23 protein-coding genes are annotated in these 26,819 nt (G+C 71.2%); 17 read left to right on the top strand and 6 right to left on the bottom strand.

Features of this window, described 5'->3' with window-relative positions; all coding sequences use genetic code 11:
• Positions 1 to 76: 76 nt before the first annotated feature.
• The 10 genes from K2224_RS32900 to K2224_RS32855 all read left to right on the top strand — a co-directional run bounded on the left by K2224_RS32900 (position 77) and on the right by K2224_RS32855 (position 11,127).
• Entirely contained in the window at positions 77 to 871 is a 795-nt protein-coding gene (locus tag K2224_RS32900) for an alpha/beta fold hydrolase (RefSeq protein ID WP_221910821.1), read from the top strand.
• Between the two features lie 554 nt (positions 872 to 1,425).
• Positions 1,426 to 2,775, top strand: coding sequence for a MalY/PatB family protein (locus K2224_RS32895; RefSeq protein WP_221910820.1), 1,350 nt, complete (start codon positions 1,426 to 1,428; stop codon positions 2,773 to 2,775).
• Entirely contained in the window at positions 2,769 to 3,980 is a 1,212-nt protein-coding gene (locus tag K2224_RS32890) for an amidohydrolase family protein (protein WP_221910819.1), read from the top strand. The genes K2224_RS32895 and K2224_RS32890 overlap by 7 nt, the downstream gene beginning before the upstream one ends.
• 50 nt (positions 3,981 to 4,030) lie before the next feature.
• Entirely contained in the window at positions 4,031 to 5,305 is a 1,275-nt protein-coding gene (locus K2224_RS32885) for an MFS transporter (RefSeq protein ID WP_398195987.1), read from the top strand.
• Entirely contained in the window at positions 5,302 to 5,760 is a 459-nt protein-coding gene (locus K2224_RS32880) for a MaoC/PaaZ C-terminal domain-containing protein (protein WP_221910818.1), read from the top strand. The genes K2224_RS32885 and K2224_RS32880 overlap by 4 nt, the downstream gene beginning before the upstream one ends.
• 76 nt (positions 5,761 to 5,836) lie before the next feature.
• On the top strand, positions 5,837 to 6,358 hold the full coding sequence (locus K2224_RS32875) for a gamma carbonic anhydrase family protein (protein ID WP_221910817.1): 522 nt from the start codon (positions 5,837 to 5,839) through the stop codon (positions 6,356 to 6,358).
• 99 nt (positions 6,359 to 6,457) lie between these two features.
• Positions 6,458 to 7,114, top strand: a complete 657-nt coding sequence (locus tag K2224_RS32870) for a helix-turn-helix domain-containing protein (RefSeq protein WP_221910816.1) — start codon at positions 6,458 to 6,460, stop codon at positions 7,112 to 7,114.
• Positions 7,107 to 8,657, top strand: a complete 1,551-nt coding sequence (locus K2224_RS32865) for an AMP-binding protein (protein WP_221910815.1) — start codon at positions 7,107 to 7,109, stop codon at positions 8,655 to 8,657. Before K2224_RS32870 ends, K2224_RS32865 begins: the two co-directional genes overlap by 8 nt.
• Positions 8,654 to 9,913, top strand: a complete 1,260-nt coding sequence (locus tag K2224_RS32860; protein WP_221910814.1) for an acyl-CoA dehydrogenase family protein — start codon at positions 8,654 to 8,656, stop codon at positions 9,911 to 9,913. The genes K2224_RS32865 and K2224_RS32860 overlap by 4 nt, the downstream gene beginning before the upstream one ends.
• Before the next feature lie 95 nt (positions 9,914 to 10,008).
• Positions 10,009 to 11,127 (top strand): acyl-CoA dehydrogenase family protein, encoded by a 1,119-nt coding sequence (locus K2224_RS32855; RefSeq protein WP_221910813.1) that lies wholly within the window; start codon positions 10,009 to 10,011, stop codon positions 11,125 to 11,127.
• Here K2224_RS32855 and K2224_RS32850 read toward each other — a convergent pair.
• A complete protein-coding gene (locus K2224_RS32850; protein ID WP_221910812.1) occupies positions 11,124 to 11,939 on the bottom strand; it encodes a helix-turn-helix domain-containing protein in 816 nt (271 codons plus the stop codon). The genes K2224_RS32855 and K2224_RS32850 overlap by 4 nt on opposite strands.
• 193 nt (positions 11,940 to 12,132) lie before the next feature.
• Here K2224_RS32850 and K2224_RS32845 point away from each other — a divergent pair, with 193 nt between their 5' ends.
• Together K2224_RS32845 and K2224_RS32840 are read left to right on the top strand one after the other, a co-directional pair.
• On the top strand, positions 12,133 to 12,666 hold the full coding sequence (locus K2224_RS32845) for an N-acetyltransferase (protein ID WP_260693617.1): 534 nt from the start codon (positions 12,133 to 12,135) through the stop codon (positions 12,664 to 12,666).
• Positions 12,667 to 13,033: 367 nt separating this feature from the next.
• Positions 13,034 to 13,492: a hypothetical protein gene (locus K2224_RS32840; protein ID WP_221910810.1), complete on the top strand. Its 459-nt coding sequence runs from the start codon at positions 13,034 to 13,036 to the stop codon at positions 13,490 to 13,492.
• An 82-nt stretch (positions 13,493 to 13,574) separates the two neighbouring features.
• Here K2224_RS32840 and K2224_RS32835 read toward each other — a convergent pair whose 3' ends face one another.
• The 5 genes from K2224_RS32835 to K2224_RS32815 all read right to left on the bottom strand — a co-directional run bounded on the left by K2224_RS32835 (position 13,575) and on the right by K2224_RS32815 (position 18,552).
• A complete protein-coding gene (locus K2224_RS32835) occupies positions 13,575 to 14,150 on the bottom strand; it encodes a DUF4232 domain-containing protein (RefSeq protein WP_221910809.1) in 576 nt (191 codons plus the stop codon).
• Positions 14,151 to 14,298: 148 nt separating this feature from the next.
• Entirely contained in the window at positions 14,299 to 15,204 is a 906-nt protein-coding gene (locus K2224_RS32830; RefSeq protein WP_221910808.1) for an NADP-dependent oxidoreductase, read from the bottom strand.
• Between the two features lie 166 nt (positions 15,205 to 15,370).
• A complete protein-coding gene (infA, locus tag K2224_RS32825) occupies positions 15,371 to 15,595 on the bottom strand; it encodes a translation initiation factor IF-1 (RefSeq protein WP_221910807.1) in 225 nt (74 codons plus the stop codon).
• Between the two features lie 133 nt (positions 15,596 to 15,728).
• Positions 15,729 to 16,526, bottom strand: a complete 798-nt coding sequence (locus K2224_RS32820) for an N-acetyltransferase (protein ID WP_221910806.1) — start codon at positions 16,524 to 16,526, stop codon at positions 15,729 to 15,731.
• Between the two features lie 388 nt (positions 16,527 to 16,914).
• On the bottom strand, positions 16,915 to 18,552 hold the full coding sequence (locus tag K2224_RS32815; protein WP_221910805.1) for an APC family permease: 1,638 nt from the start codon (positions 18,550 to 18,552) through the stop codon (positions 16,915 to 16,917).
• Between the two features lie 423 nt (positions 18,553 to 18,975).
• Here K2224_RS32815 and K2224_RS32810 point away from each other — a divergent pair, with 423 nt between their 5' ends.
• From K2224_RS32810 to K2224_RS32790, 5 genes are all read left to right on the top strand, one after another.
• A complete protein-coding gene (locus tag K2224_RS32810; protein WP_221910804.1) occupies positions 18,976 to 19,956 on the top strand; it encodes a cyclase family protein in 981 nt (326 codons plus the stop codon).
• A gap of 143 nt (positions 19,957 to 20,099) precedes the next feature.
• A complete protein-coding gene (locus tag K2224_RS32805) occupies positions 20,100 to 22,919 on the top strand; it encodes a SpoIIE family protein phosphatase (RefSeq protein ID WP_221912098.1) in 2,820 nt (939 codons plus the stop codon).
• A 108-nt stretch (positions 22,920 to 23,027) separates the two neighbouring features.
• Positions 23,028 to 24,563, top strand: coding sequence for a sugar ABC transporter ATP-binding protein (locus K2224_RS32800; RefSeq protein ID WP_221910803.1), 1,536 nt, complete (start codon positions 23,028 to 23,030; stop codon positions 24,561 to 24,563).
• Complete coding sequence (locus K2224_RS32795; RefSeq protein WP_221910802.1) at positions 24,560 to 25,600, top strand: ABC transporter permease; 1,041 nt, start codon at positions 24,560 to 24,562, stop codon at positions 25,598 to 25,600. Before K2224_RS32800 ends, K2224_RS32795 begins: the two co-directional genes overlap by 4 nt.
• A gap of 92 nt (positions 25,601 to 25,692) precedes the next feature.
• Positions 25,693 to 26,811: a substrate-binding domain-containing protein gene (locus K2224_RS32790; protein WP_221912097.1), complete on the top strand. Its 1,119-nt coding sequence runs from the start codon at positions 25,693 to 25,695 to the stop codon at positions 26,809 to 26,811.
• Positions 26,812 to 26,819 lie beyond the last annotated feature (8 nt).

Raw genomic sequence — 26,819 nt, 5'->3', positions numbered from 1 at the left:
CGCCCTCGACGACCGGCGGTCCGGCCGACGCGATCTGCTCGGCCGGAACCGCTCCGACAGAATCAGGAGAGACCCCATGCCCAGCGCTCTGCCCGCTCCCCGTCTCGGCCGCGTGGTGCGCGGGAACGGCCCCGGCCTGCTGCTCGCCCATGGCGCAGGCGGAGGCATCGACGCCAACTACGGCCCCGTCATGGACGTACTGGCCGCGCACCATACCGTCGTCGGCCCGGACTACCCGGGCACCGGCCGGACCGAGCGCGCCGACACGCCCCTCGCACTGGACGCACTGGCCGACGAACTGGTCGCCGCCGCCGTCGAGGAGGGCCTGGAGACCTTCGCCATCGCCGGGTACTCGCTGGGCTGCCCGGTTGCCGTCCGGGCCGCCACCCGGCACCCCGACCGCGTCACGGCCCTGGTCCTCACGGCGGGTTTCGCCCATCCCGACCCGCGGTTCCTGCTGACGGCCCGACTGTGGCGCGACCTGCTGCGTGCGGGCGAGACGGAGCAACTGGCCCGTTTCCTGACCCTGATGGCCCTCAGCTCCCCCGCCCTGGACGCCATCGCCCAGGGCGACCTCGACACCGCCATCACGACCACGGCGACCACGATCCCGCCAGGCACGCCGGAGCACGTCGAGCTGATCATCGACGGTGTCGACGTCCGGGCCGACCTCGCGGCCGTCGCCGTGCCGACCCTGGTCATCTCCACCGCGCTCGACCAGCTCGTCTCCCCGCACCACCACCGGCAGCTCGCCGACGCCATTCCGGGGGCGCGCTACGCCGAGATCGCCTCCGGGCACCTCCCCTTCGTCGAACGGCCGGAGGAATGGGCCGCCCTCATCCGCGACTTCCTTCACGACAGCCATAACTGACGGTCGTAACTGAGCAACTGACAGCGTCGCCCCGGCAGCCATGCCGGGGCGGCCTCATCCGCACCCACACCCCAAAAAACAGACCCGCCTGTCGCTTTTGCGTTTCGTCTGGAATTCGGCTTCGAGAAGTGGATTTGCGCTGCATCGCCGATATTCCACTTGGAGTCGGCGAGAGAGTCTGGTTTTCGATGATTTGCCGCCCGGTCGGCGTGGAATACCGACCGGTAACGCCAGATCAGGGGCCGGCCGGGAGGCCGCGACACCGCAAAGCGGGCATCCCATCCGTTCGACCAGCTGGACATGGAACCCTGTCGGAGTGTCAGCAGTTAAAGTTCCATTTACCTTTGACAGATGTCTGCAATATTCCCTGTGCTGCGCGACGGCGATCGATTAGCGTCCGCCGTGACCGATACACGCGCAACCGCTTCGCCCCGTCACTTGCGAAATAAATTCGGAATTCAACCAATGGGAGTGAAGGGGCCGTACGCATATGCGGCGCGATGACGTGCCGTACTGCACACCGTGCGCACAGGCACGGACCGGGGGAGGAAAACATGAACGTGAGGGAGATCGGCGCGTCCGATGCGCCGTCGAGAGCCTGGGACGTTTTCGACGCGGTGAACCCGGACGTTCTCCGCTCCGGCATCGGTTCGAAGAAGTGGCGGCAGGCGGCCGCCGGCGTGCTGCCGGCCGGGCTGGCCGAGATGGACTTCCCCGTGGCGGAGCCGATACGCGAGGGACTACGGCGGTATCTCGGCCGCGGCGCCCTCGGCTATCCGTACTGGCCGGACGGCAGCCCGGTGCGAGAGGTCTTCGCCGAACGCATGGCGAGGCGATTCGGCTGGCACCCGCAGCCCGGAGCGGTCAGGGAGTTCGCGACCGTCACCCAGGGCGTCCATCTCGCGGTCCACCTGGGCACCGAACCCGGCGACGCGATAGCCGTGCACACCCCCGTGTACGGACCCTTCCGTGAGGGCCTCGCCCGGCTGGGCCGGCGGCTCGTCCCGATTCCCCTGCACGACGGCCCCGGCGGTTGGACCTGGGACTCCGGCGAACTCGCCCGTCTGGTGGCGGACCACGGCTGCCGTGCCCTGTTGCTGGTCAACCCGCACAACCCCACGGGACGGGTCTTCACCCGGGCCGAGCTTCTCGAACTCGCCGAACTCGCCGAGCGACACGACCTCCTGGTCGTCTCGGACGAGATACACGCCGACCTGACCCACGCCCCGCACCGCCACATCCCCTTTGCCTCGCTCTCCCCCGAGATCGAGCGGCGCACCGTCACGCTCACCTCGGCGACCAAGGCATTCAACCTCGCGGGCCTCCGCTGCGCCGTGGGGCACCTGGGCCCGGCCCGGCTGCGCGCGGCCTGGGACGACCAGCCCGTCGAACTGTACGGAGCCGCCAACGTGCTCGGTGTGCATGCCTCGTTGCTGGCCTGGACGGAGGGGGATGCCTGGCTGCACGCCGTTCGGGAGCATCTGACGCGCCTGCGGGACCGGCTCGCCGCCGGGCTGGCCGAACGGCTGCCGCAGATCGGGCACCATCCGCCGCAGGGCTCCTATCTCGCCTGGCTCGACTGCCGGGCCTTGGGTTGGGGCGCGGACCCGGCAGCCCGGTTCCGGGAACGCGGGGCCGTGGAACTCGGTTCCGGCCCGGGATTCGGCCCGGGCGGCGACGGGTTCGTGCGCTTCAATTTCGCCACGTCAGGACCGCTGCTGGAGCAGCTCCTGGATCGCCTGGCCGAGACGGCGGAAGCCGGAACGGGCCCGGCGACGGGCGGTGCGGCGGGCGCTGCGCCTCGCGCGTCGGCCCGTACGGACTCCGACACCGCATCACGTCCAGGCACCGGATCCCACCGGGAGGGCCTCCCCCACGCCCTGACCGGAGAGCCCGCATGCTGATCACGGTGGGTGAGTTACTGCACGGGCCCGTGGGGGAACGCACCACGGACGCGGCCGTCCTGGTCCGGGACGGGAAGATCGCCGCGGTCGGCCCGCGCGAAGCGGTCGTGGCCCGGGCACCCGCATCCGTGGCCCGGTGGGACTTCCCCGGCGGGACGCTGCTGCCCGGCCTGATCGACGGCCATGTGCACCTGAGTTTCGACGCGGGCCCCGAACCCTTCAGGGCACTGATGGAGAGCGAGGTGCCCACACCCAGGCTCCTGGACGCCATGGCCGGGCGCGCCGGTCGGCTGCTGGACTGCGGGGTGACCACGGTCCGGGACCTCGGCGACCGCGGGGCCGCGGCGATCCGGCTGCGCGAGGCCATCACCGCCGGCCACGTCAGGGGTCCGCGGATTCTCGCCGCGGGGTCCCCGCTGACCCCTCCGGGCGGGCATTGCTGGTTCCTGGGGGGCGAGGTGGCCGACGAGGCCGAACTGCGGGCGCTGGTACGGCGCAACGCGGAGGCCGGAGCCGATGTGATCAAGGTGATGGCCAGCGGCGGGCACATCACCGAGGGCGGCGCGGCGATGTGGGAGTCCCAGTTCAGCACCGAACAACTCGCCATGGCCGTCGACGAGGCGCACCGGTTCGGGCTTCCGGTGGCCGCCCATGCACACAGTGCGGCAGCCGTCGCCTCGGCCGTGGCCGCCGGGGTGAGCACCGTCGAGCACTGCCTGTGGATGGACGGACCGGAGGGCGTCGACCGCCGCACCGCCGTCGCCCGGTCGATGGCCGCACAGGGGATCGCGGTCTGCGGCTCCCTGTGCGGGTATGACTGGCGGACCAAACTGGCGCGGGACGGGGAAGCCGCCACCCGCGCCTTCTACGACCGGCTGAGCTGGCTCGACGAACTCGGTGTAGCCCTGATCACGGGCACCGACGCGGGTATCCCGCAGGCCGTGTTCGACGACTACGTCAGCATGCTGGAGCTCTATGCCTGGCTCGGCTTCCCCGCCGAGCGAGTGATCGAACTGGCCACCCTCTCCTCCGCCCGTGCGCTGGGCCTGTCCGGGACGACCGGACGTGTCGCGCCGGGTCTCGATGCGGACCTGGTGGTCGTCGACGGTGATCCACGCGTCGATCTGTCAGTCCTGCGTGCGGTGCGCCTCGTCGTGGCCAGAGGCGAGCCGTATCCCGTACGCGGCGCCGAAGAACGCGCCTGACGCAAAGTCAGGCCAGAACCGGAGACCGTCCATCAACCAACGGGGGACCTGTGAAGAGCAAGAGAGACCTGGGCCTGCTCACCGTGACCCATGGGGTCAACGACATGTATCAGGGCGCGATCCCCGCATTGCTGCCGTTCCTACAGGCCGGACGCGGCTACAGCTACACCCTGATCACCGGGATCACGCTCGCCGCCACCGGCCTGTCCAGTCTGATACAGCCGGTGGTCGGGCTGTTGGCCGACCGTCGGCCGATGGGTTGGCTGGTCCCGGCCGGAATGGTCACCGCGGGCGTGGGCGTGGGTCTTTCCGGCCTGGGTGACACCTATGTGTGGACCTGGTTGGCCGTTGCGCTGGCGGGAATCGGGCTGGCCGCGTACCACCCGTCGGGCGCCATGGCCGCACGCGTCATCGGCGGTGGCGACACCCGGTCGATGAGCGTCTTCGCCGTCGGCGGCAACATCGGCGTCGCCCTCGCCCCGCTCTACGTGTCCTTGGTGATCAACGGCTCGGGAATCCCGGGCACTTGGCTGCTCGCGCTCCCCGCCCTCGCAATGGGCGTGGCCTGCTGTCTGGTCCGGCGTTTCTGGCGGGTGGCCCCCGCGACGGGGCCGCGCGCGCAGGGAGCGGACGGCGGCACGGCGCAGGCCGGACGACCGGATGACTGGCGGGCCTTCGGCAAGCTCTCCGTCATCTCGGTGTTCTGGTCGATTCCGTACGTCGTGATGGGCGCACTCGCCGCGCCGTATGTGATCAGCCGCTTCGGTGTCTCGGCGGCGACCGGGGCGGCGGCTCTGACCGCGTTCACCGCGGGCGGTGTCATCGGCACCCTCGCGGGCGGCTGGAGCGCCGAGCGCTGGGGCCGCCTGCCGTCCCTGCGCTACGGCTATCTCGTCTCCGTCCTCGCGGTCGCCGGCATGGTGCTCATGCCGAACATCGCCGGGGTGCTGGTCTGTGCGCTCGTCTACGGAACGGTGTTGTTCGTCCCGTTCGCCGCGCAGGTGACCCTGGCCCAGGACTACCTGCCCACCCGCATCGGCACCGCGAGCGGGCTGACGCTGGGCGTGACCCTGTCCGCCGGCGGGCTCCTCTCTCCGCTGTTCGGCATGCTCGCCGATGCCTGGGGCGTGCGCGCCGTGCTCGCCACCTTGATCGGCATCCTCCTCGTACCGGCCGCCCTGGCGTGGCGACTGCGCGACCCCCGCAGGGCCGAAGCGCTTCCGAACGGCGGGAACGACGGACGGCACGCCCCACCACCGCGCAGTCCGCAACAGCCGACCGGGACGCCACTGCGGCAGCGCGGCCAGGCACGGGAGAGCCGATGACGACCACCGTGCACGGACTCGCCGAGCTCGCGGGGCTCGCGGGAACGGACCTGGGCCGGACGCCGTGGGTGCCGGTCGACCAGGCGCAGGTGGCGGCCTTTGCGCACGCCACCCATGGGCGCACCCACGACTGCGACGCCACCGAGGAGGGTTCCGCCCCGCCGCTGGGCGGACCCGTCGCGGACGGCTTCCACACTCTGGGCCTGGTGGGCACGCTCGTCGACCGGCTGTTGGAGTTCCAGGAGATCCGGATGAACGTGATCTACGGCGTGAACCGGCTCCGGCTGCCCAGTCCCGTACCGGTCGGCGCGCGGGTGCGGCTGCACGCCGTGGTCGGCACGGTCGCCGAAGTGCGGGGCGGGGCAATGGAGATGCTGGTGGACGCCACCGTCGAGGTCGAGGGCGATCCCAAACCGGCGTGCGTCGCCCAGGTGGTGTACCGCATCTACGCCTGACGTTTCCCTCCCCTGCCCGGCGCCCCCAACCTCTCCCCTCCCTCTCTCCTCCCCCGACGGAAAGGAACGTTCCGGCATGCCCGTTTACGCCCTGGGCGACGTGGAACCGCAGATCCATCCCGATGCCTATGTCCACCCCGACGCCACCGTGATCGGCGATGTGCACGTGGCCGCCCATGCGTCCGTCTGGCCGCAGGTGGTGCTGCGCGGCGACGACGGCCGAGTCGAGGTGGGCGCGCGGACGAACATCCAGGACGGCAGCGTGATCCACGCGGCCCCCGAGACACCCGCCGTCATCGGTTCCGGCACGGTGATCGGGCACATGGTCCATATCGAGGGCGCGCGGATCGGCGACGGCTGCCTGGTCGCGTCGGGTTCGATCGTGCTCAACTCCGCGGTGATCGAGTCGGGTGCCATGGTCGCGGCGGGCGCGGTCATCACCTTCGACGGCCATGTGCCGACCGGCTGCATCGCACTCGGCGTTCCGGCGAAGAACCGGGAGAACACCCTGTTCCCCATGGACGCCGTCGCGGACATCGTCGAGGACTACGTCGCGACCGCCCGGCGGTTCCGCACCTCGTTGCGCAGGGTGGTGTAGCCGTATGACCCCGGCAGACCAGCCGACTGCGGCGCTCCGCACCGTGGTTTTCCAGGACACCGACGATCGGAGGTACCGGCGGATGGCCGAGGAGAAACGATGTTGAACAGTCCGGGCTGCCACCCCTGTGTGAAGATCATCCGCTGGCCACGGGAGGCGTACAAGCGGGAATGGTGCCGGAAGTCCGGCCAGTTGAGGCTGCTGGTCATCGACGAGGGCACCGACGCACCCGTGTGCGCGGACATCCGCGAGGACTGGATCCGGTTGCCGACCAGGAACGAGGACATCCAGGTCCGTATCGCCACGCTCCGGGCCCGCAACCTCGGCCACTACGCTCCGCAGGTCGATCCCAACGGCGTCATCCGCCGCGGCTCGTGCACCGTGACCGTCTCCCCCACCGAGGCGGAACTGGTCCGGCTGCTGACCGTCAACTTCGGCGAGGTCGTCTCGCGCGAATCCCTCAGGAAGCGGCTGTGCCAGGGCGACCGCCACGCCAGTCGCAACGCGCTCGACCTCCACATCATGAGAATCCGCCGCCGGCTCACCCCGCTGCGGCTGGAGATCCGCACGGCGTGGGGGCGCGGCTACACCCTCACCGCCTGCGACGGCGGGGAAGGCGACGCCGACCTGGTCGGACCGCCCAGGCCCGGCGAGGTCGATCCGGAATTCCCAGGCACGGCACCCGCGAACCGGGCGCGCCCGGCGGGGAGTTCGGCGGGACACAACGGCAGTGGCGACGGAGGCACCGATGTTTGACATCGCACTGGAGTCGATGACCATAGGGGAAGTGCTCGCGACGCGGGCACGGAGCCACCGTGACGAGACCTTCCTGAGGTTCCACGACGGTGACCTCAGCTTCGGACAAGTGCACCACATGTCCAACCGGGTGGCCCAGGGCCTGGCGGCCCTCGGCGTCCGCCCCGGCGACCATGTCGCGGTGATGCTGCCCAACTGCCCCGAACTCCTCCACACCGTCTTCGCGTTGAGCCGCCTCGGGGCCGTTGCGGTTCCGGTGAACACCGCCCTGTGCGGCAACCTCCTGCGTCGCATCCTGGCCGACTCCGGCTCCCGTTATCTCGTCATCGACGCCCGGTACGCCGAGGAGCTGTCGGCCCTCACCCCCTGTCTGCCCGGGTTGGCGCACCTCGTCGTACGGACCCATGACGCTTCCTCGGTGCCGTTGACGGCGCTGGGCAAGCCGGCCGTCTCGCTCGCCAGTCTGCTGTCCTACGGCGCCGAGACCCCGCGCGCCGATGTGTCGTTCTGCGACCTCCAGGCAATCATGTACACCTCGGGGACGACCGGCCCGTCCAAGGGCGCGATGGTCTCCCATTCGCTGGCCCTGGCCTGTGCCCTGGACTCGCTGGACTTCCTCGACCGGTGGGGCAAGACGGCCTACTGCCCACTGCCGCTCTTCCACGCCGCGGGCCTGTGGGACGGCGTGCTGTCCGCGCTGCTGTCCGGCAGTCCACTGGCCGTCGCCGACCGGTTCCATGTGTCGCGGTTCTGGGACGATGTGCGGCGCTTCGACGCGCAGGTGGCGTTGAGCGTCTTCTCGATGATCCCCATGCTGCTCAACCAGGAGCCGACCGAGCGGGACAAGGACCACCCCCTCGAAGTCTTCTACATGGGCAAATCTGCCCTCGACAAGCCGTTGCACGACCGCTTCGGGGTCCGCTCCGCGGAGTGCTACACCAGCACCGAGGCCGGCATCGCGACCGGCAGCCCGTACGGCGAGTGGCGGCTCGGCTCGTGCGGCCAGGCACACCACGAGCGCTTCGAGGCCGGCGTCGTGGATGAACTGGACCGGCAGGTCGGCCCGGGCGAGCCGGGCGAGTTGGTACTCCGCCCCAAGCAGCCGTCCATCATCACCAGCGGGTACTACGGCGCTCCCGAGGCCACCGCGCACTGCTTCCGCAACCTGTGGTTCCACACCGGCGACCGGGTCTGGCGCGACGCGGACGGCTACTTCTACTTCCTGGACCGCATGAAGGACGCCATCCGCCGGCGTGGCGAGAACATCTCCGCCTTCGACCTGGAGTGCGAGGTCAATCTGCACCCGGCAGTGGTGGAGTGCGCCGCCGTCGGTGTGCCGTCGGAGCTGGAGGAGGAGGACGTGAAGCTGTTCGTCGTCGCACACCCCGGATCCGGCCTGGAAGCCGCCGAGTTGCTGGAGTTCTGCCAGAAGCGGCTCCCCAGGCACATGGTCCCCCGCTATCTGGAGTTCCTCGACGAACTGCCGCGCACCGCCACCGACAAGGTGGCCAAGCACCTGCTGCCGAGGGGCGGTGCCCGGTGACCGGGGCGCACTGGGAGGAGACGGCTCAGGACGCGGAGTTCCGCCGGGAGGTACGCGCCTTCGTCCGGGAGTCCTTCCCCGCCTGCTACCGGCCGGACCCGGAGGCCGAGAACAGCCTGGAGCCCGAGGATGTCTGGGGCTACGACTGGCCGGCCGACCGGTGCTCCCCGGACCCGGAGCGGCGCGCCGGCGCCCTTGCCTGGGCGGCGGCCCTCGCCGAGCGGGGCTGGATCGCCCCGCACCTCCCGGCCGCATACGGCGGTGCCGGACTCTCCCCCATGCGGGAGTTCATCCTCCGCGAGGAGATGGTGCGCGCCGAGGTGCCCACCGTGAACGGCATCGGGGCGATGCTGCTCGGCCCGACGCTGATGGAGTTCGGAACCCAGGAGCAGCGCCGGGCGCATCTGCCGGGCATCGCGTGCGGCCGGACGGTGTGGGCCCAGGGCTTCTCGGAGCCGGACGCCGGCTCGGACCTGGCCGCACTGCGTACCACGGCGGTCCGTGAGCCGGCCGGCCCGGCCGGGCCCGAGGCGTACCGGGTCACCGGGCAGAAGGTGTGGACCTCGTCGGCCCAGTACGCCGACTGGCTGTTCGTCCTGGTACGTACCGACCCGGACGCGCCCAGGCACAAGGGCATCACCTTCCTGCTCATCGACGCCACCAGCGACGGCGTCAGCATCCGCCCCATCGAGGACATGCGCGGTGCCACCCCCTTCGCCGAGATCCACTTCGACGACGTACGGGTCCCGGTCGCCCACCGGGTGGGCGCGGAGAACCAGGGCTGGTACGTGGCGATGGCCGCACTCGGCTTCGAACGCGCGGGCATCGGCGCCCCCGTGAAGTTCGAGCAGCTGCTGAAGCGACTGGTCGGCCGGCTGCGCTCGGCCGAGGGACAGGAGCTCGTCCGCGCGGACACCACCGTCCTCCGGCACGAGATCGCCCGGCGTTATGTCGAGATGCGTGCGCAGTACGCGGTGGCGCGCCTCACCGCCGCCGGTCACGCCGCCGGAGCGGTGCCCGGCTACGAGGCGTCGGTCAGCCAGCTCCTGGGCGCCGAACTGCACCAGCGGCTCGCCCGCACCGGCGCCCGCGCCTTCGGCCCCTACGCACAACTGTGGCAGCGCGGCCCGGCCCCGATGGCCGCCGCGTTCGCGCATATGCGTTTCGACGCGGTGGCCGCCACGCTCCTCGGCGGCACCACGGAGATCCAGCGAAGGGTCATCGCGACCCGCGGCCTGGGCCTCCCCCGGTCCTGACCCCCAGCAACCCCCTCGATCCCATATCCCCACTTCCCCACTTCCCCATATCCCCATATCCCCATATCCCCAACATCCTCGACATCGGAGCGGCTATGGACCTGACGGCCACCGAGGACCAACGGCACATCCGGGCGGCGGCGACCGACCTCCTGACGGACAGACGTGCCACGGCCGGCGCACGGGCAGTACGCGACACCCCACTCGGCCACTCGCCGACGCTGTGGGACGAGATGACCGAACTCGGCTGGCCCGCACTCGCACTGCCCGAGGAACACGGCGGACTGGGCGGCGACTTCATGGATCTCTGGCTGCTCTGCGAGGAGCTCGGCCGCCACCAGACACCGAGCCCACTGCTGACCACCGTGGCCTGCGCGGCGCTCCCCCTCGCGCGCCACGGCAACCCCTCCCAGTGCGCGCAGTGGCTGAGCGCGGTGGCCAAGGGCCGCATCCTGAGCTACGTCCGTGCGGCACCGCACGGCCACTGGGGCGCGGCCGGCTCGGACATCACGGCGACCCCGTCGGGCGAGGGCTTCCGGCTCGACGGAACGGCCCTGTTCGTACCGTACGCCCAGGCAGCCGACGCCCTCGTGGTCATGGCCCGCACCGACTACCGGGAAGGACTGACGGCACTGTTGGTGGACACGACCACCCCGGGCCTGGGCCGGCACCGCCTCGACGTCGTCGGCACCACCCCCGAATACCGTGTGGACTTCACCGCTGCCGCCGTGCCCGCCTCGCAGGTGATCGGCAAGGTCGGCGACGGCGGCGCCGTGGCCGAGACCGTCGCCAACCTGGGCGCCGCGGCGACCTGCGCCGAGATGGCCGGCGCGGCCCAGGGCGTACTCGACATGACGGTGGACTACGCCAAGACCCGCACCCAGTTCGGCCGCCCCATCGGCAGTTTCCAGGCGGTCCAGCAGCACTGTGCCGACATGGCCGTGCGCGTCCTCACCACACGCCTGCTCGCCTACGAGGCCGCCTGGCGGCTGTCGCACGATCTCCCCGCCGCCCTGGAGGTCTCGCTGGCCAAGGCTTGCGCCAGCGAGCAGTACCAGGAGGTGTGTGCACTGGCCCATCAGGTCCACGGCGCGATCGGCTTCACCGCCGAACACGACCTGCATCTGTTCACCCGCCATGCGACGGCCACCGCCCTGGCCTTCGGCGACGCCGACCACCACACCTCCCAAGTGGCCACGGCCCTGGGGCTCTAGCCCGAACCCGTTCGCATTCCGCCCTCGGCCGAAGGCGCCTCCCCGTTCCGGCGCTGCGTCGAAGGAGCCCGCTGCCTGAACGACCCGGGGGTGTGTCCGAAAGCGCGCCGGAAGACGTCGATGAACGCGCTCGCGGAAGCCCAACCGCACAGGTGCGCCACGGTGGTCACCGGCATGTCCTCGGCGAGGAGCACCAGCGCGTGGTAGAGCCGTAGTTGGGTCCGCCACTGACTGAACGTCATACCGAGCTCGGCCTGGAAGAGCCGGGACAGGGTGCGGTCGCTCGCTCCGATCTGCCTGCCCAGTGCGGCCAGGGTGCGGTTGTCGGCCAGGTCGGCGTGCAGGATGTCGCACAGCGCCCGGAGGCGGGGCGCGTTGGGGGCCGGCAGGTGCAGTGGCTGCTGCGGGGAGATGCGCAACTGGTCGAGCAGGACCGCACGCAGCCGCGCCCGTTGCGGACTGTCACCGGCCTCGGTGTCGCGGGTGTAGGCGAGGATCAACTCCCGTAGCAGGGGGCCTACTTTGAGTACCGTCGGGTACTCCAGGGCGAGCGGGTTGTCGGCGGCGGGCAGGCCGACCAGGTGCAGTTCGAGTTTGCCGTGGGCACGGTGGGCGTGCGGGGCCCCGGCCGGTATCCAGACGGCGCGGTTGGCCGGCGCCACCCATGAGCCTGCGTCGGTGGTGACGGCCAGTACTCCGCGGCTGGCGTAGGCGATCTGGTGGTCGTCGTGGCGGTGGGCATCGATGCCGGCGCCCGGCGCCAGACACCGCATGTGAGTCGGCGCCACCGGCTGATGGCGGACATGAGTCATCGCCTGCCAGACTATCGAAGGCCGGTCCTAACGCCCTTCGTTCTGTTCCTCCCCGTGCCGAGGCTCCTCCCCGTGCCGAGGCCGGCCCCGGCGGACCGGACCACGTCCTCTCCACCACCGCCACCCGCCGTCCGGAGCCGTGACGGGAGAAATGCGTTGTCGTGACCCCGTTTCGGGCGCCATGCTCACGGCCATGCCCGCACAAGACGACTCCATCGACGCCACGGCCGGTCTCTCCGTCGACGCCACCGTCGTGATGCGCGTCAGTGTGCGCGACCTGCTGCCCCGAGATCTGCCCGCGTGCACATGGTCCGGCTCGGCCACCCACCTGCGCCAGGTGGAGCGCGAGCTGGCGCGCACCGCGGCGGGCGAGGTGGACTACCTGGCCGTCTGTACTCCGGTGGATCTGCCGGTGGCCATCGGCGGCATCGACTACCAGGTCTCACCGGGAGCCGGAACCCTGTGGCAGCTCGCCGTGCTCCCCGCGCTCCAGTCCCGCGGCCTGGGAACTCTGCTGGTCCGTGCCGCCGAACGGCGGATCGGGCACCGCGGTCTGCGCAGGGCCGAACTCGCCGTGGAGGAGAACAACCCTCGGGCCCGCTCCCTGTACGAGCGCCTGGGCTATGTCGCCTACGGCCGCGAACCGGATGCCTGGGACGAGGAGGGGCCGGACGGGTCGATCCGCCGCCACGAGACGATGTGCGTGCTGATGCGAAAGGGCCTTTGAGCCGCGCCCCTGTGGCCGCGCGGAATCCGCAGGACCCCGGACCGCCGACCGGGTGGCGGCACACGGCAGTTGCAGTGACCCGGTCAGTTGGGTCGGCGCGCTTGGGCGGGGAGGTCCGGGCGTCGCACTTGCGCGCCTCTCGGAGGCGTCGGCAACGCTCTGACGTCGGCGTACCCGGAGAAAGCCGTCGGCGGACCCCGTTCAACGGGCCCGCGACACGCCCGCACTGGGGCATGGCAGCGCTCGCCAAGGTCGGAATCGATCCGGCGCGTCGACAGATGCCTGCATCATATTTCGTATTAGCCTTCCGCAACTGTACGGATTCGGCAAATCCCATGCCGAATCACCCCAAACTTCCGGAGAAGAAATGCACAAGCTTCACAAGGCGGCCGTCATGGCTGCCGCCCTCAGCAGCTTCGCCCTCTTCGGCGCCGGCACCGCCCAAGCGGCCGCCCGTGGTGGCGGCGGCTTCGACGTCTCCCAGCACAACTCCTGCCGCTCCCACGACCTGAACGTCGACGTGCTCGGCGAGGTCGGGATCCTGAACGGCCTGCTGGGCAACGCGCTCGGCGGCGAGGGCAGCGCGGGTGCGCAGGGCACCTCAATGGGCTCCCGCATGGGCTGCAACAACTCGGTCGACGGCGAGACGGGTGGCGGCGAGGGCCACGGTGGCGGCGGTGGCGGCGGCCACGAGGGCGGCGGCAGCGGCGGCCACGGCGGCGGGATGGGTGACCACGGTGGCGGCGGGGACGGTGGCCACGGCGGCGGTGAAGGCGGCGGCAAGAGCGGCGGTGAAGACAGCGGCCACGGCGGCGGTGACATGTAACGGAATCAGGTAGGGCAGATGGGCCCCGGCGTTCCGATCCCATCGATTCGGAACCCGGGGCCTGTCGGCGTCCGCGCCGGGCTCAGCCCACGCCGACGGGGTTGACGTAGGTACCGGGGTGGGTGGCGCCGGACTGGTCCAGGATGGCTCCGCCGTAGGGCCAGGCAAGGGTGACGTGCGCCTTCTCGTCGGGCGGGGTGATCAGGACCTTGCTCGGCACGAACGCACCCGCGCCGTGCTCGGCGACCGGCAGGATGGTCAGGGTGACCAGGGCCGTGTCGTCACCGGGCCGCAGGGTGATGGTGCTCGGCCGGTCCGCGGACCGGCGCAGGTCCCATGCCTCACCGGATTTGCCGATCAGGCGGACCCCCGGGAAGCCGTGCAGGGTGCAGGTGCGCCCACCGTTGTTCTTCAGTCGCACCGCCGCGATCTGCTGGTCGGTGGCGTCCATGTCGGGGCGACCGCCGTGCGCGGAGTCCCAGCTGTAGCGCAACTCACCGGCGTGGCAACGGCTGTTGCCGGCGGCGGACGGTGCACCCTTGCCGGCCGCCGGGGCCGTGGCCGCCGCCTTCGGCGTCGCCTGGGCCGCTCCCGCTGCCGTCGCACCCGCCATCACGGCAGCGGCAGCGACAACGGCGAACTTCCTGGTGGTACGCATCACGAACTCTCCCTCTTCGCTCGGCGGCTCACAGGCGTTCCACCGGAACCCCTGCTCACGTCACTCCTCCCCACCAACCGGCCCGAGAAATGTCCTGAGACCGTAACGACTGAGCGGAATGTCCTCGCGTCGGAAGTACCGCGCCGGCTCAGAAGGCCACGGCGATCTTTCCGGCCAGGCTTCCGGCGCGGAAGCGTTGGTGTGCGGCATGGATCTCGTGCAGGCCGAAGGTGGAGTGCACCCGCGGCTGCAGGGAGCCGCTGTCGACAAGCTCGGTCAGCTCGCCCAGCCCCGCCCCGTCCTCGTGCACTTGGTTGACGATGGTGCGGACGCCGCGTGCGGACAGGTCGGGCACCGGTCCGGCCTGAGTGGCGATCGACGCGTACCGGCCGCCGTCCGCCACCGCCTCGGTCAGGAAGGCCCCGAAGGTGTCGAAGACGGCATCGTAACGGCGGTCCTCAAAGCCGTTCCGGTCGGTGGTGACGAAGCCGGCGCCATGGTCGCGGGCGAAGGCGGCCTGCGCGTCCCGAGAGACCAGCGCATCGACCTCGACGCCCCGTGCCCGGGCGATCTGCAACGCCATCCCGCCCACGGCGCCGGCGGCACCGGCGATCAGGAGCCGCCGGCCACGGGACACCGCGAGCCAGTCCAGTGTCTGGAGAGCCGTCAATCCGGGCAGCGGCAGAGTGGCCGCCTCCACCAGGCTGACCGCCTGCGGCGCGGCGGCCACCGCCGCCGCCGGCAGGGCGACCAGATCGGCCCAGGTCCCGCGGCCGGAGCTGAGCTGGTGCGACATCGCGATGACGCGCTCCCCCGTGCGCAACCCGCTGTCGCCGCCGTCGACCACGATGCCGGCCAGATCCCAGCCGAGTGTCATCGGCAGCGGCGGCGTCCCCTCGCCGATGGCTCCCTCCCGCGTCTTGTCGTCGACGGGGTTGATGCTGGTCGCGACGGTCCGGATCAGCACCTCCCCGGGCCCCGGCTCGGGCCGGGCGACCTCGACGAGGCCGAGGACATCGGGTGTGCCGAAGCGGTCGATCTGTAGAGCGCGCACGGAGAGCCCTTCGTTCAAGTGCTGCTGACGCACGGTGCAACCCACGCGATGATCACGAGATTCCCGACCCCTCGGGCGCCGCTTGGCAGGCCGAAGCCCCGGTCACGTCGGACCGGGGCTCCAGCGAGGGGCTCGTCACCGGAGTTGAGCCGATGGGCTGCTCCCGCTACGACCGGTAGCGGTATCGGATCCGGCCGCGGGTGAGGTCGTAGGGGCTGAGTTCCACGAGGACCCGGTCGTAGGGGAGGATCTTGATGTGGTTCTTGCGGATCTTCCCGCTGATGTGGGCGAGCACCGTGTGCCCGGTCTGGAGTTCCACCCTGAAGCTGGCATTGCGCAGGCACTCGGTGACGGTGCCCTCGACTTCTATTCGGCCTGCTGATGTTGACATGGTCTCTCACTTCTCCCGTTCTGAGACGGTGCGTTGACGGTGCGTCGACTGCGTACCGGCGGGTTGGCACGGCCGTCGGCGCGCCTGCTGTGGGCGCGGCTCGGCCGGTCGTTCGGTGCGGTGTGGCGGAGCGTCAGTGACGGACGAGCTCCAGGGTGCTGCCGGTGCGCCGGGCACCGATGCCCTCGAACAGGGCCGTGGCCGCCGCGTTGGACTCGTCCACCTCGGCCCAGGCCGAAGCCGTACCGGAGCGGTGCAGTGAACCGAGTGCCTGGGCCAGCAGGGCCCGGGCAGTGCCGCGGCGGTGCCGGTCGGCCCGGACGGCGATCAGCCCGATCCGGGGCTGCCTGGTCAGCGGTGCCACCCGGACCAGTCCCACGTACTGGTCCAGGTGTTGTGCCACCGCGTACTTCGAGGGGTCGATCAGGGTGGTCCCCGCGGGACGGGGCAGTACCTCGGCCGGCATCGTGTGCCATCCGACGGCGGCCTCGACCTCGTCACGGATGGCGCGGTCCAGGGCGCGCAGCGGGCCCTCCGCCGCCTCGCCGGCGGGCAGGATCGTCACGCCCGACGGGGGCCGCATCGAGGCGAGCCCGGTGGCCTGGGGATCGGTGGGAACGTGATAGCCCCACTCGCGGCGGGCGACAGCGAAACCGGCCCGCTCCCAGGCGGACCTCGATTCGTGGTCGGCCTCGTCGACGACGGTGTACAGCGGTGTCGGCAGGTCCGCCGGCATCGCGTCGGCGATGCGGTCGAAGACCTCGCGGTGCCAGGCGTCGATGCTGATGAAGAGCCGCCCGTCGGGTCGGCGCGAGGCATCGCCGCGGCCGACCGTCCGGTCGTCCTCGACGGCGTGCCACTGCGTGTCCGACACCCGCGTGACCACGACCGCGGGGCTGCCCGTGCCCGAAGTGGAATGTGCAGAGTTCATAGGTGTTGCCTCTCGGGAGTGCCTTGTCCGAGGCGCTCCCGGCGACACCTGCGTCAATCGCCCACCGTGACGAAAAGGGGGAGCACCCACATGGATACAGCCTTCATGGGTCTCACCTCCTCGCGTTCTCTCACGGCTGCTCAGACCGTAGCAGCAGGTGCCGAACAGCCCAACCCATTTAAAGTCGGCTGCGGATCACCGATGGGTCATCGGTGGACCGTCGGCGGGGCATCGGTGGGTCATCAGTGGTCACCATCGACCCTGGCGATCAACTCGCCCTAATGAGTGGGGAATTGGGCGGGGATAAGTGGCACATCGCGCTGAGTCCGGCCGGGTGGCCGGCCGGACTCAGCGGTTCGTCCGAGGGGTCTTCAGTTCAGGGGTTCGGTCAGTGGCCGCCCTCGTCCACGACCGCGATCTCCTCGATGTTCTGCTCGATCGCCTCGGGCGGGACGGCGGTGGCGAGGGCCCAGTAGTAGATCCCCACCGAGAACACCGTGATGATCGCCATGTCCCACCACATCGGGATGTGGTTCTGGCCGCCGAAGCCGCCCTGCCAGGAGATGACGCCCATGCCGATGAGGTAGACGGGAAGCCACTGCGCGGCCTTCCAGTCCAGTCGCGGAGCGTTCGGCAGCCGCTTCTTCGTGGCGTACCAGGCATAGCTGCCGAGCAGGACGTAGCCGATCACGATCGCCCAGCCGAGCCGTTCCAGGGTGGTCCAGCCGGCCCAGTAGATGATCAGGCTCGCCACCGCGAAGGACAGCGGCGCGAGGACGTTGCCGCCGGGCAGGCGGTAGGGACGCTGGCGGTGCGGCAGGCGCCCGCGGAACACACCGAACGCCAACGGGGCGCCGGCGTACATCAGGACGCTCGCCGAGGTGATGAAGGAGACCAGCTCCTGCCAGCTCGGGAAGGGGAGGAAGCAGATCACGCCGGTCACGAAGGAGATGATCAGGCCGAACCACGGCACTCCGCGGCGGTCGGCCCGCTCGAACAGCCGGGGCGCGTAGCCGTTCTTGCTCAGGCCGTAGGAGATCCGCGAGGTCGAGGTGGTGTAGATCAGGCCGGTGCCGCCGGGGGAGATGATCGCGTCCGCGTAGAGGATCCAGCCCAGCCAGCCGAGTCCCACCACGGTGGCCAGGCCGGCCCACGGGCCGCTGATGCCGGCGTAGTCGAGCTTGGCCCACCCGTGGGCGAAGGACGCCAGCGGCAGGGCGCCGATGTAGACGACCTGGAGCAGGGTGTAGATGACGGCGCCGATCACGACCGAGCCGATGGTGGCGCGCGGCAGGTCACGCTTGGGGTTGCGGCTTTCGCCCGCGAGCTGGATGGCCTGTTCGAAGCCGAGCAGCGCGAAGATGATGCCGCTGGTGCTGATGGCGCTGAGCACGCCCTTGGCGCCGAACGGGGCGAAGCCGTGGGAGGTGAAGTTGTGCGGGTGGAAGTTGGTCGCCGCGATGACGAAGATCGCCCCGAGGGGTACGGCGATCTTCCACCAGGTGGCCGCGCTGTTGGTGTGGGCCAGCACCTTCACGCCCAGGAAGTTCACCGCGACGAAGATCGCCATCAGGACGACCGCGACGACGAACCCGCTGGCGGTGAGGGTTCCGTTGGCGTGCTGGAGCGACTTGGCCCATGACCAGTGCCCGGCGTAGCCGATCATGGCCTCGACCTCGATCGGGGCCACCGTCGCCGCCTGGAGCCAGGAGAACCAGCCGAAGGACATGCCGGCCAGGCCGCCGAAGGCGTAGTGCGGATAGCGCGCGGTGCCGCCGGCCACCGGGAAGAGACCACCGAGCTCGGCGTGCACCAGTGCCAGCAGAACGATCGCGACCGCGCCGATGCTCCAGGAGATGATCGCGGAGGGGCCCGCGACGACCACGGCCTTCTGGGCGCCGTAGAGCCATCCGGATCCGATGATGGAGCCGACCGAGGCCCACATCAGGCCGATAAGTCCGACATCCCTGCGCAGAGAGCCTGGTGAGCGTGCCTTCAGTGGCGTGATCTGGTCAACGCTTGCCATGAGGGGGCCTTTCAAGACAGCTGGCCGAAAAGTTGCCTCAGCGTAGAGAGCTTTCGAGGTTCTGCAAATAGCGGTAACGGAAAAGTTACTTTCCGCAGAAAATTCATGGCGGACTCATAGATTCGGGGTCGTGGTAAAGCAGCCGAATATTGGGCCAGTTGGGGCCGATGAGTCGATCCGAGCACCTTGCCGGAGATATTCGATCATCCATTCATCCCCTCAATGCGGGAATTCAATTTGGCGAAAACTTTGAAATCACAGGCCACTGGCATTACTTTTCGGCGCCTACTGTTTTGCGCTTCCCGGCGATGAACGGCCTGGCGATCACATGCGGGCCGCCGCCCGGAAGGGACATTCTGGGGAGAGTGGTACGGCGAGGCCGGACGACGGCACCGCCGCCCTGGAGCACTGAAGAGCACCCACATGACCGGCAATCCCGGCAACGCCTCGTCTCCCCCGCCGGCGGATGACGGCAACGGGCCCGCCGTCCCGCGCGGCGAGTTCGACGCGCTCTTCGCGGCGGTCCGTACCTGGGGACGCTGGACGCCGGCCGATCGCGGCGCCTGGAACCGGGTGGCCCCGGAGCACGTGCGGCGGGCCGCCGCCCTCGTCCGGACCGGCACGGTCGTCCCGATTGCGCGCCCGTGGGACACCGCCGCCGGCCCGGACAACGGCAGGCCCGCCCTGCACTTCATGTCCGCGCTCGGCGAGGTCGAGACCCGGGAGCCCGCCCCGGAGCCCACCTCGTACAAGGACTTCGTCGGCGCCGACTACCACGGCAAGGCCGTCAGCCACCTGGACGCGCTCGCCCACATCGCCTACCGCGGGCAGCTGTACGACGGCCGGCCCGCCGACGCGTGCGTCGATGCGCGGGGCGCCCGGTTCGGCGCCGTGTCGGCACTCGGCTCCCTGGTGACCCGGGGCGTGCTGCTCGACCTGCCCGGCGTCTCGGGGAGCGCCTGGCTGGAGCCCGGGCACGCGGTGCACGCCGAGGACGTCACCGCGGCGGAGCGGGCACTGGGCGTGACGATCGGCGAGGGCGACGCGGTACTGCTGCGGACCGGCAGCATCCGGCGACGCGGGGAGCTGGGTGCCTGGGACCCCGGCACGGCCAGTGCCGGCTTCCATGTGGACGCCGTGCCGCTGCTCGCCGCGCGCGGGATCGCACTGCTCGGGAACGACGGCGACAGCGATGTGCGGCCCTCGCCGGTCGAGGGGGTGCACTCCCCCGTCCACGCACTGGCCATCGCCGCGATGGGAGTCCCGCTCCTGGACAACCTCGATCTCGAAGCGCTCTCCGACGCCTGTGCGGAGGCAGGCCGCTACGCCTTCCTGTTCGTGGTGGCCCCGCTGAACATCCCCGGCGGCACGGGCTCGCCCGTCACCCCGCTCGCGGTTCTGTGAGGCCCCTCCACTGCCCCGGCACGACCGCCACTCCCCCGAAACAAAAGCCCTACAATCGGGAGCAAACGGTACAGCTGCTCCGAGCGGACGGCAGGAGGGTGACTGGCGGCCCTGCGGCAGGTACCGAAAGGGAAGTGATTCCGATGGGGCTGGTGGGAGTTGGTGTCGGCCCCGCACGCGCCCGTGACCAGTTCCTTCGAGGCGAGTCGGTCGCCGAGGCCGTACGAGGCCCGATCCTGAACTCCTGGGAGCGCTCGCTCGCCCTGGGCCTCTCGCCGGCCGGATGCGAACTCCCCTACCGCGCCGATCTCGATCTGGAGGGCCGGCTCGCCCGGGCGGCCGGGCCCGTGCTGGACCGGCTGCAGGAGCTGTTCGCGGACCGGAACATGAACGTCTCCCTAGCCGACGGCCGGGGCGCCGTGCTGCAGCGCCGCTTCGGCAGTCCGTCCCTGGTCAGACGGCTGGCGGCGATCCAGAGCGTCCCGGGCTACGTGTTCGCCGAGGAGTTCGGCGGTACCAACGGCATCGGTCTGGCGCTCGCGGAACGGCAGTTGATCAACGTCTACGGTGCCGAGCACTTCGCCGAACGCTCCCAGTCCAACGCCTGCTCGGCGATCCCCGTCCGGGACCCGCTCAGCGGTCGCATCGAGGGCGTGCTCTGCCTGGGCTATCCGCTCACCGACGTGGACGCCACGCTGAACACCGTGATCCGCAAGGCGGCCGGCGCCATCGAACGACGCCTTCTGGAGCAGAGTTCGCAGCGGGAGCGCGCCCTGCTCCAGGCGTACCTCGACGCCAGGCGCCAGATGCCGCCCGGCGACGGTCAGCCGGGCGAGCCGACCGGCAGCGTGCTGGACTGGCGGGACCAGATGATCCTCAAGGAGAAGGCCGCCGATCTCATGGCGTTGGCCCAGCGGGCGGCCATGGAGGTGCCGCTTCCCGGCGGTCGGTGCGTGACCTTGCTCAGCCGGCCGGTCACCAGCCCTGCCGGGGTCGAGGGCATCGCCGTCGAAGCGCTCCTCTCCACGGGGCACCTGCCCGTCGTCGTCACCGCCCCGCCCGAGACCCCGTCCGGTCCCCCGGCAACGCAGGGCGCCGAGCCCGCGACCCGGCGGCTCCGGCCGGCCTCCGGCGCCGTACCCGGACGAGCGGCCACCACGGAGCACACACCCGAAGCCGTCTCCGGGCACGCGGCGAGCGGGCTGGTGCTGGTCGGCGAGCCGGGGGTGGGGAAATACGCCGTGGCGGCCCGGCGCCGCCTGGAGCTGCTGTCCGAGGCCAGTACCCGCATCGGCACCACCCTGGACGTGTCCCGCACCGCACAGGAGCTCGCCGAGACGGCCGTGCCCCGCCTGGCCGACTTCGTCACCATCGAGCTTCCCGAAGCGGTGCTGCGCGGCGAGGAGCCGACCGACCCGCGCGCCGGTCTGTACCGCGTCGTACTGCACGGCTACCGGGAGGACTGCCCCTTCTACCCTGCCGGTGAGCCGATCGACCTGCGTCCCTCGACGCCCCAACTCCGTTGCCTGGCCGGCGGGCGGGCGGTGCTGGAGCCCGACCTGAGGACGGCCGCGGGCTGGATCGCCCAGGATCCCGCGCACGCCCAGCGCCTCCTCGACCACAACGTGCACTCCCTGATCGCGGTCCCCCTCATCGCCCGTGGCATCGCCCTGGGCGTGGCGAGCTTCTACCGCTCACGGGATCCGGCCCCCTTCGGCGACGACGACCGTTCGCTGGCCCAGGAACTCGCCACCCGTGCCGCCATCTGCATCGACAACGCCCGCCGCTACACCCGCGAACACAACATGGTGCTGGCGCTCCAGCACAGTCTGCTGCCGCAGGGCTTCCCCGAGCAGAACGCCGTCGAGGTCGCCCACCGCTATCTGCCCGCCGAGTCCGGGGTCGGCGGCGACTGGTTCGACGTCATTCCGCTCTCCAGCAGCCGCGTCGCGCTCGTCGTCGGGGACGTCGTCGGGCACGGGCTGCACGCCGCCGCCACCATGGGCCGACTGCGCACGGCGGCCCGCAACTTCGCCGAACTGGACCTGCCCCCGGACGAGGTGCTCACCTGCCTCGACAACGTCGTGGCGCGCCTGGCCCGGGACGACGGCGGCGAGGAGCCCGACGGAATCACCGGCATCATCGGCGCCACCTGCCTGTACGCCGTCTACGACCCCACGTCCCAGCAGTGCGTCATGGCCCGGGCCGGCCACCCGCCGCCCGCGCTCGTCCATCCCGACGGCACCGTCGTCTTCCCCGACCTGCCTGCCGGCCCACCGCTGGGGCTGGGCGGTCTGCCCTTCGAAACCGCCGAACTCCATCTCCCCGAAGGCAGTCAGCTGGTCCTCTACACCGACGGACTGATCGAGGACCGCCACCGCGACCTGGACACCGCCCTCGACCGGTTGCGCCGAGCCCTGGCGTTCCCGAACCGCCCGCCCGAGGACACCTGCGCGGAGGTCCTCCGGTCGGTGGTCCCCCGCCACCCCACCGACGACATAGCCCTCCTCGTGGCCCGCACCCACACACTGGACGCGCACCGGATCGCCACCTGGGCGCTGCCCGACGACCCGGCCATGGTCTCCCGCATCCGCGCCGAGGTGACGAGTCAACTGGCCGCGTGGGGACTGGACGAGGTGTCGTTCGCCGCAGAACTGGTGCTCAGCGAGCTGGTAACCAACGCCATCCGCTACGGCACCGCACCGATCCAGGTCCGCCTGCTCTACGACCGTGCCCTGACCTGCGAGGTCGCCGACGGCGGCAGCACCGCCCCCCATCTGCGCCATGCGGCCACCACCGACGAGGGCGGCCGCGGCCTGTTCCTCGTCGCACAGCTCGCCCAGGCATGGGGCACCCGTTACACCCCCGACGGCAAGGTCATCTGGGCCGAGTGCGCCCTGAAGGTGTCCGGCGGGCGGCCCGACGCCGCCGCGGCCCACCTCGCCGACGTTCCCGCCATCTGAGCGACATCCCCGGGTCGGGAGGCCGAGGGGACGGCAACAGGGGCCGTAGCATGCGCGAACGTGCCGGATACCGGCAGTGCACCGAGCGGCCGATCCCCGGAGAACTCCGTGCCCGACACTCCCGACAGCAGCCCTCCCGCTCCCCACGGCCCGGAGCCGCTGGTCCGCATCCGCGGCCTTGGCAAGCGGTTCGGCGGCACCCTCGCGCTGGACGACGTCGACCTCGACATCCGCTCCGGCAGCGTCCTCGCCCTGCTCGGTCCCAACGGCGCGGGAAAGTCCACCCTCATCAAGATCCTGGCCGGTGTCCAGCACGCGGACCGGGGCGAGGTGACGGTCGCCGGCCATCCGCTCGGCACCGAAGCGGCCGCCCGCGCCATGTCGTTCATCCACCAGGACCTGGGACTGGTCGAGTGGATGACGGTCGCCGAGAACATCGCGCTGGGCACCGGCTACACCCGCCGCGCCGGACTGATCTCCTGGCGGAGGACCCGTGAGCGCTGCACCGAGGCGCTCGGCGTCATCGCCGCCCATCTCGACCCGCGCACCCTCGTCGCCGACCTCCCGCGCGCCGAACGTTCCCTGGTCGCGCTCGCCCGGGCGCTGTCCACCCGGGCCCGGGTCATCGTCCTCGACGAACCGACGGCCAGTCTCCCGGCGGCGGACTGCGCCCGGCTCTTCGACGTCCTGCACGCTCTGCGCGACCAGGGGCACGCCATCGTCCACGTCACCCATCGGCTCGACGAGGTGTACCAGGTGGCCGACGCCTTCGCCGTGCTGCGCGACGGCCGCCTGGTCCGCCACGGCCCGCTCGCCGGCCACCATCCGGCCCGGCTCGTGCGCGACATCGTGGGCCACGAACCCGGCCGCCGCCGCTTCGCCCCGGCCACGGGCCGCACCGTCCTGAGCCTGGACCGGGTACGGACCTTCGACACCGCACCGGTCGGCCTGGAGCTGCACGCCGGCGAGATCCTCGGCATGGTGGGACTCACCGGCGCCGGACACCTGGAACTGGGCCGCGCCCTCGCCGGCGCCGGGCACCTCGTCGGCGGACGGGTCCTGCTCGACGGACGCCCCTACCGACCTGGCTCGGTCGCGGCCGCGGTCGGCGCCGGGGTCGGCTTCGTCAGCAGCAACCGCCAAGAAGAGGGCTGCGCCCCCGAGTTGACCGTGCGGGAGAACCTCCTGGCCAACCCACGGGCGAGGGGCCACCCGGCGCTCCGCTGGACCGTCCCGCGGCGCGAACGGGCCGAGGCCGACGCCCTGTTGACCCGGTTCGCCGTGCACCCCCGGGACAGCGAGGCGCCGATCTCCACCCTGTCCGGGGGGAACCAGCAGAAGGTCATGATCGGCCGGTGGCTCGGGACGCACCGCAGGCTGCTGATCCTCGAAGAACCGACCGCCGGGGTCGACATCGGCGCCAAGACGGCGCTCTACGACCTGCTCCGGGAGGCGCTGGCCGACGGTCTCGCCGTCCTGCTGCTGTCCACCGACTTCGAGGAGGTCACCGACGTGTGCCATCGGGCCCTGGTGTTCGTCCGCGGGGCGATGACGGCGGAGCTGCGCGGTACCGCACTCACCGTCGGCGCGCTGACCCGGGCCTCCTCGGCCATGCCGGCGCTCACCGGGACCACGGGCCCGTGACCCGCTCGGCCCGTCGCCCGCCGGGCCGCCGGTTCGGGCATCTCCTCGGCGCCTACGGCCTCCTGGCCCTGGCCGTCCTGCTGTTCCTGGCGTTCTCCCTCGCCCTGCCGGACACCTATCCGACCCTGGACAACATCTCCGCGGTGCTGTCCAACCAGTCGATCCCCGCCCTGCTCGCGCTCGGCGCCACGCTCCCCATCGTCACCGGCAAGTTCGACCTCTCCCTCGGCTACGGCCTCGGCCTGGCGCATGTGACGACGATGCAGCTCATCGCCGTCGAAGGCCGGCCCTGGCCGCTCGCCTGCCTGGTGGTGGTGCTCGGCGGGGCGGTCGTCGGCGCCTTCAACGGTGTGGTCGTGGAGTTCGCGAGGATCAACTCCTTCATCGCCACCCTCGGCACCGGCAGCATCCTCTACGCCGTCACCGGCCGGATCACCGGCGGGGCGCGGATCGTGCCCGGTCCACAGGGCCTGCCGGCCGCCTTCACCGACCTGTACGACTCCAGATTCCTGGGGCTGCCGGTGTCCGCCTACTACGTCCTGATCCTCACCGCCCTGCTGTGGCTGCTGCTGGAACGGCTGCCCCTGGGCCGATACTTGTACGTCATCGGCTCCAACCCGCGCGCCGCCGAACTGGTCGGCATCCCCGCCCGGCGCCATGTCGTCCACGCCTTCGTCGGCTCGGGACTGGTCGTCGGCATCGCCGGTGTGCTGCTCGCCGCACAGCAGCGCATCGGCAACCCCAGCGTCGGACTGGACTATCTGCTGCCCGCCTTCGTCGGTGCACTGCTCGGCTCCACCACGATCAGACCGGGCCGGGCCAACGCGCCGGGCACACTGGTCGCCGTCGTCGTGCTGGCCATCGGGCTGGCCGGCATCGAGCAGTTGGGCGCCCAGTTCTGGGTGATCCCGCTGTTCAACGGTGCCACGCTGCTGCTCGCCGTCGGCCTGGCCGGCTACACCGCCCGCCGGCAGGCGCGGCAACGGCGGAAGGGACCTCCGCGGACACTCTCCGACCTGCCGAAGGTCACCTCGTGACCACCTCCGGTCGGCACGCCGGCGCCGCGCGCGGCGTCCTCGTACGCTCGCGGCGCCGGACGGCCCCGGGCGGTGCGGTCGCCGCCTGGTCGCTGGCGGTCGCGGTTCTCACCGGCGTCGCCGTCGTCGGCTGCGAGCGCGGTGCGTCGGTCGGCGGGGGATCGTTCTCGCCCGGCCCGGCGAAGACCGGCTGCCCCGCCGCCCTGGCCCGCGCCACGGCGGCCGTTGCGCGGGCCGAGAAGAGCGTCCCCGCCACGCCCGGCCCTGCCGACGGTCCGCGGGCGGTCTCCGGCAGGACCATCGTCTATGTCGCGCAGACCATGACCAACCCCGGCGTCGCGGCAGCCGCCGAGGGGGTACGGGAAGCCGCCCGGGTCATCGGCTGGCGCCTCCGGCTGATCGACGGCCAGGGCACCCCCACCGGAATCCAGGCGGCCTTCGACCAGGCCATCGGCCTTCGGCCCGCCGGCATCGTCGTCGGTGGCTTCGACCCCGATCTGACGTCGACTCAGGTCGCCGGGGCCGCCGCCAGGCACATCCCGCTCGTCGGCTGGCACGCGGTCGGCTCCCCCGGCCCGAGCCGGCACCCCGCGCTCTTCAGCAACGTCACCACCAGGGTCGGGGACGTCGCGAAGGCCGGCGCGGACTGGGTCATCGTGCACTCCCGCGGTCACGCCGGAGTCGTCGTGTTCACCGATGCCTCGGTCCCGTTCGCCAGAACCAAGTCCGCACTGATCGAGCAGGAACTCGCCACCTGCCCCGGTGTACAGGTGCTGGCGGAGGAGAACATCCCGATCTCGGACAGCAGCAGCCGCACCCCCGTCGAGGCCGCCTCACTGCTCTCCCGCTTCCCGGACTCCTGGACCCACTCGGTCGCCATCAACGACCTGTACTTCGCGGACGCCGCCCCGGCCCTGCGCGCCGCGCGCCGGAAAGGCGCCGGGGCCCCGTTCAACATCGGCGCGGGCGACGGGGATCCGTCCGCGTTCCAGCGCATCAACAGCCGGCAGTTCCAGGCGGCCACCGTCCCCGAGCCGTTCGCCCAGCAGGGCTGGCAGATCCTCGACGAGCTCAACCGCGCCTTCGCCGGCGCGCCCGCCAGCGGCTACGTCGCTCCGGTGCACATCGCCACGGCCGCCAACAGCCACGGGGCGACGACCTGGGACCCGCCCGGCTATCGCGCGGCGTACCGGAGGATCTGGGGCAGGTGAGGGCGCGG

This window comes from Streptomyces sp. BHT-5-2, from assembly GCF_019774615.1.
GTDB lineage: Bacteria > Actinomycetota > Actinomycetes > Streptomycetales > Streptomycetaceae > Streptomyces.
The sequence above is the reverse complement of the archived record's forward strand: the minus strand, read 5'-3'. Positions and strand labels throughout refer to the sequence as shown.

Coding starts and splice junctions, on each gene's coding strand:
- K2224_RS32900 (WP_221910821.1), top strand. CDS start 77: ATGCCCAGCGCTCTGCCCGCTCCCCGTCTCGGCCGCGTGGTGCGCGGG.
- K2224_RS32895 (WP_221910820.1), top strand. CDS start 1,426: ATGAACGTGAGGGAGATCGGCGCGTCCGATGCGCCGTCGAGAGCCTGG.
- K2224_RS32890 (WP_221910819.1), top strand. CDS start 2,769: ATGCTGATCACGGTGGGTGAGTTACTGCACGGGCCCGTGGGGGAACGC.
- K2224_RS32880 (WP_221910818.1), top strand. CDS start 5,302: ATGACGACCACCGTGCACGGACTCGCCGAGCTCGCGGGGCTCGCGGGA.
- K2224_RS32875 (WP_221910817.1), top strand. CDS start 5,837: ATGCCCGTTTACGCCCTGGGCGACGTGGAACCGCAGATCCATCCCGAT.
- K2224_RS32870 (WP_221910816.1), top strand. CDS start 6,458: ATGTTGAACAGTCCGGGCTGCCACCCCTGTGTGAAGATCATCCGCTGG.
- K2224_RS32865 (WP_221910815.1), top strand. CDS start 7,107: ATGTTTGACATCGCACTGGAGTCGATGACCATAGGGGAAGTGCTCGCG.
- K2224_RS32855 (WP_221910813.1), top strand. CDS start 10,009: ATGGACCTGACGGCCACCGAGGACCAACGGCACATCCGGGCGGCGGCG.
- K2224_RS32850 (WP_221910812.1), bottom strand. CDS start 11,939: ATGACTCATGTCCGCCATCAGCCGGTGGCGCCGACTCACATGCGGTGT.
- K2224_RS32845 (WP_260693617.1), top strand. CDS start 12,133: ATGCCCGCACAAGACGACTCCATCGACGCCACGGCCGGTCTCTCCGTC.
- K2224_RS32840 (WP_221910810.1), top strand. CDS start 13,034: ATGCACAAGCTTCACAAGGCGGCCGTCATGGCTGCCGCCCTCAGCAGC.
- K2224_RS32835 (WP_221910809.1), bottom strand. CDS start 14,150: ATGCGTACCACCAGGAAGTTCGCCGTTGTCGCTGCCGCTGCCGTGATG.
- infA (WP_221910807.1), bottom strand. CDS start 15,595: ATGTCAACATCAGCAGGCCGAATAGAAGTCGAGGGCACCGTCACCGAG.
- K2224_RS32820 (WP_221910806.1), bottom strand. CDS start 16,526: ATGAACTCTGCACATTCCACTTCGGGCACGGGCAGCCCCGCGGTCGTG.
- K2224_RS32815 (WP_221910805.1), bottom strand. CDS start 18,552: ATGGCAAGCGTTGACCAGATCACGCCACTGAAGGCACGCTCACCAGGC.
- K2224_RS32810 (WP_221910804.1), top strand. CDS start 18,976: ATGACCGGCAATCCCGGCAACGCCTCGTCTCCCCCGCCGGCGGATGAC.
- K2224_RS32805 (WP_221912098.1), top strand. CDS start 20,100: ATGGGGCTGGTGGGAGTTGGTGTCGGCCCCGCACGCGCCCGTGACCAG.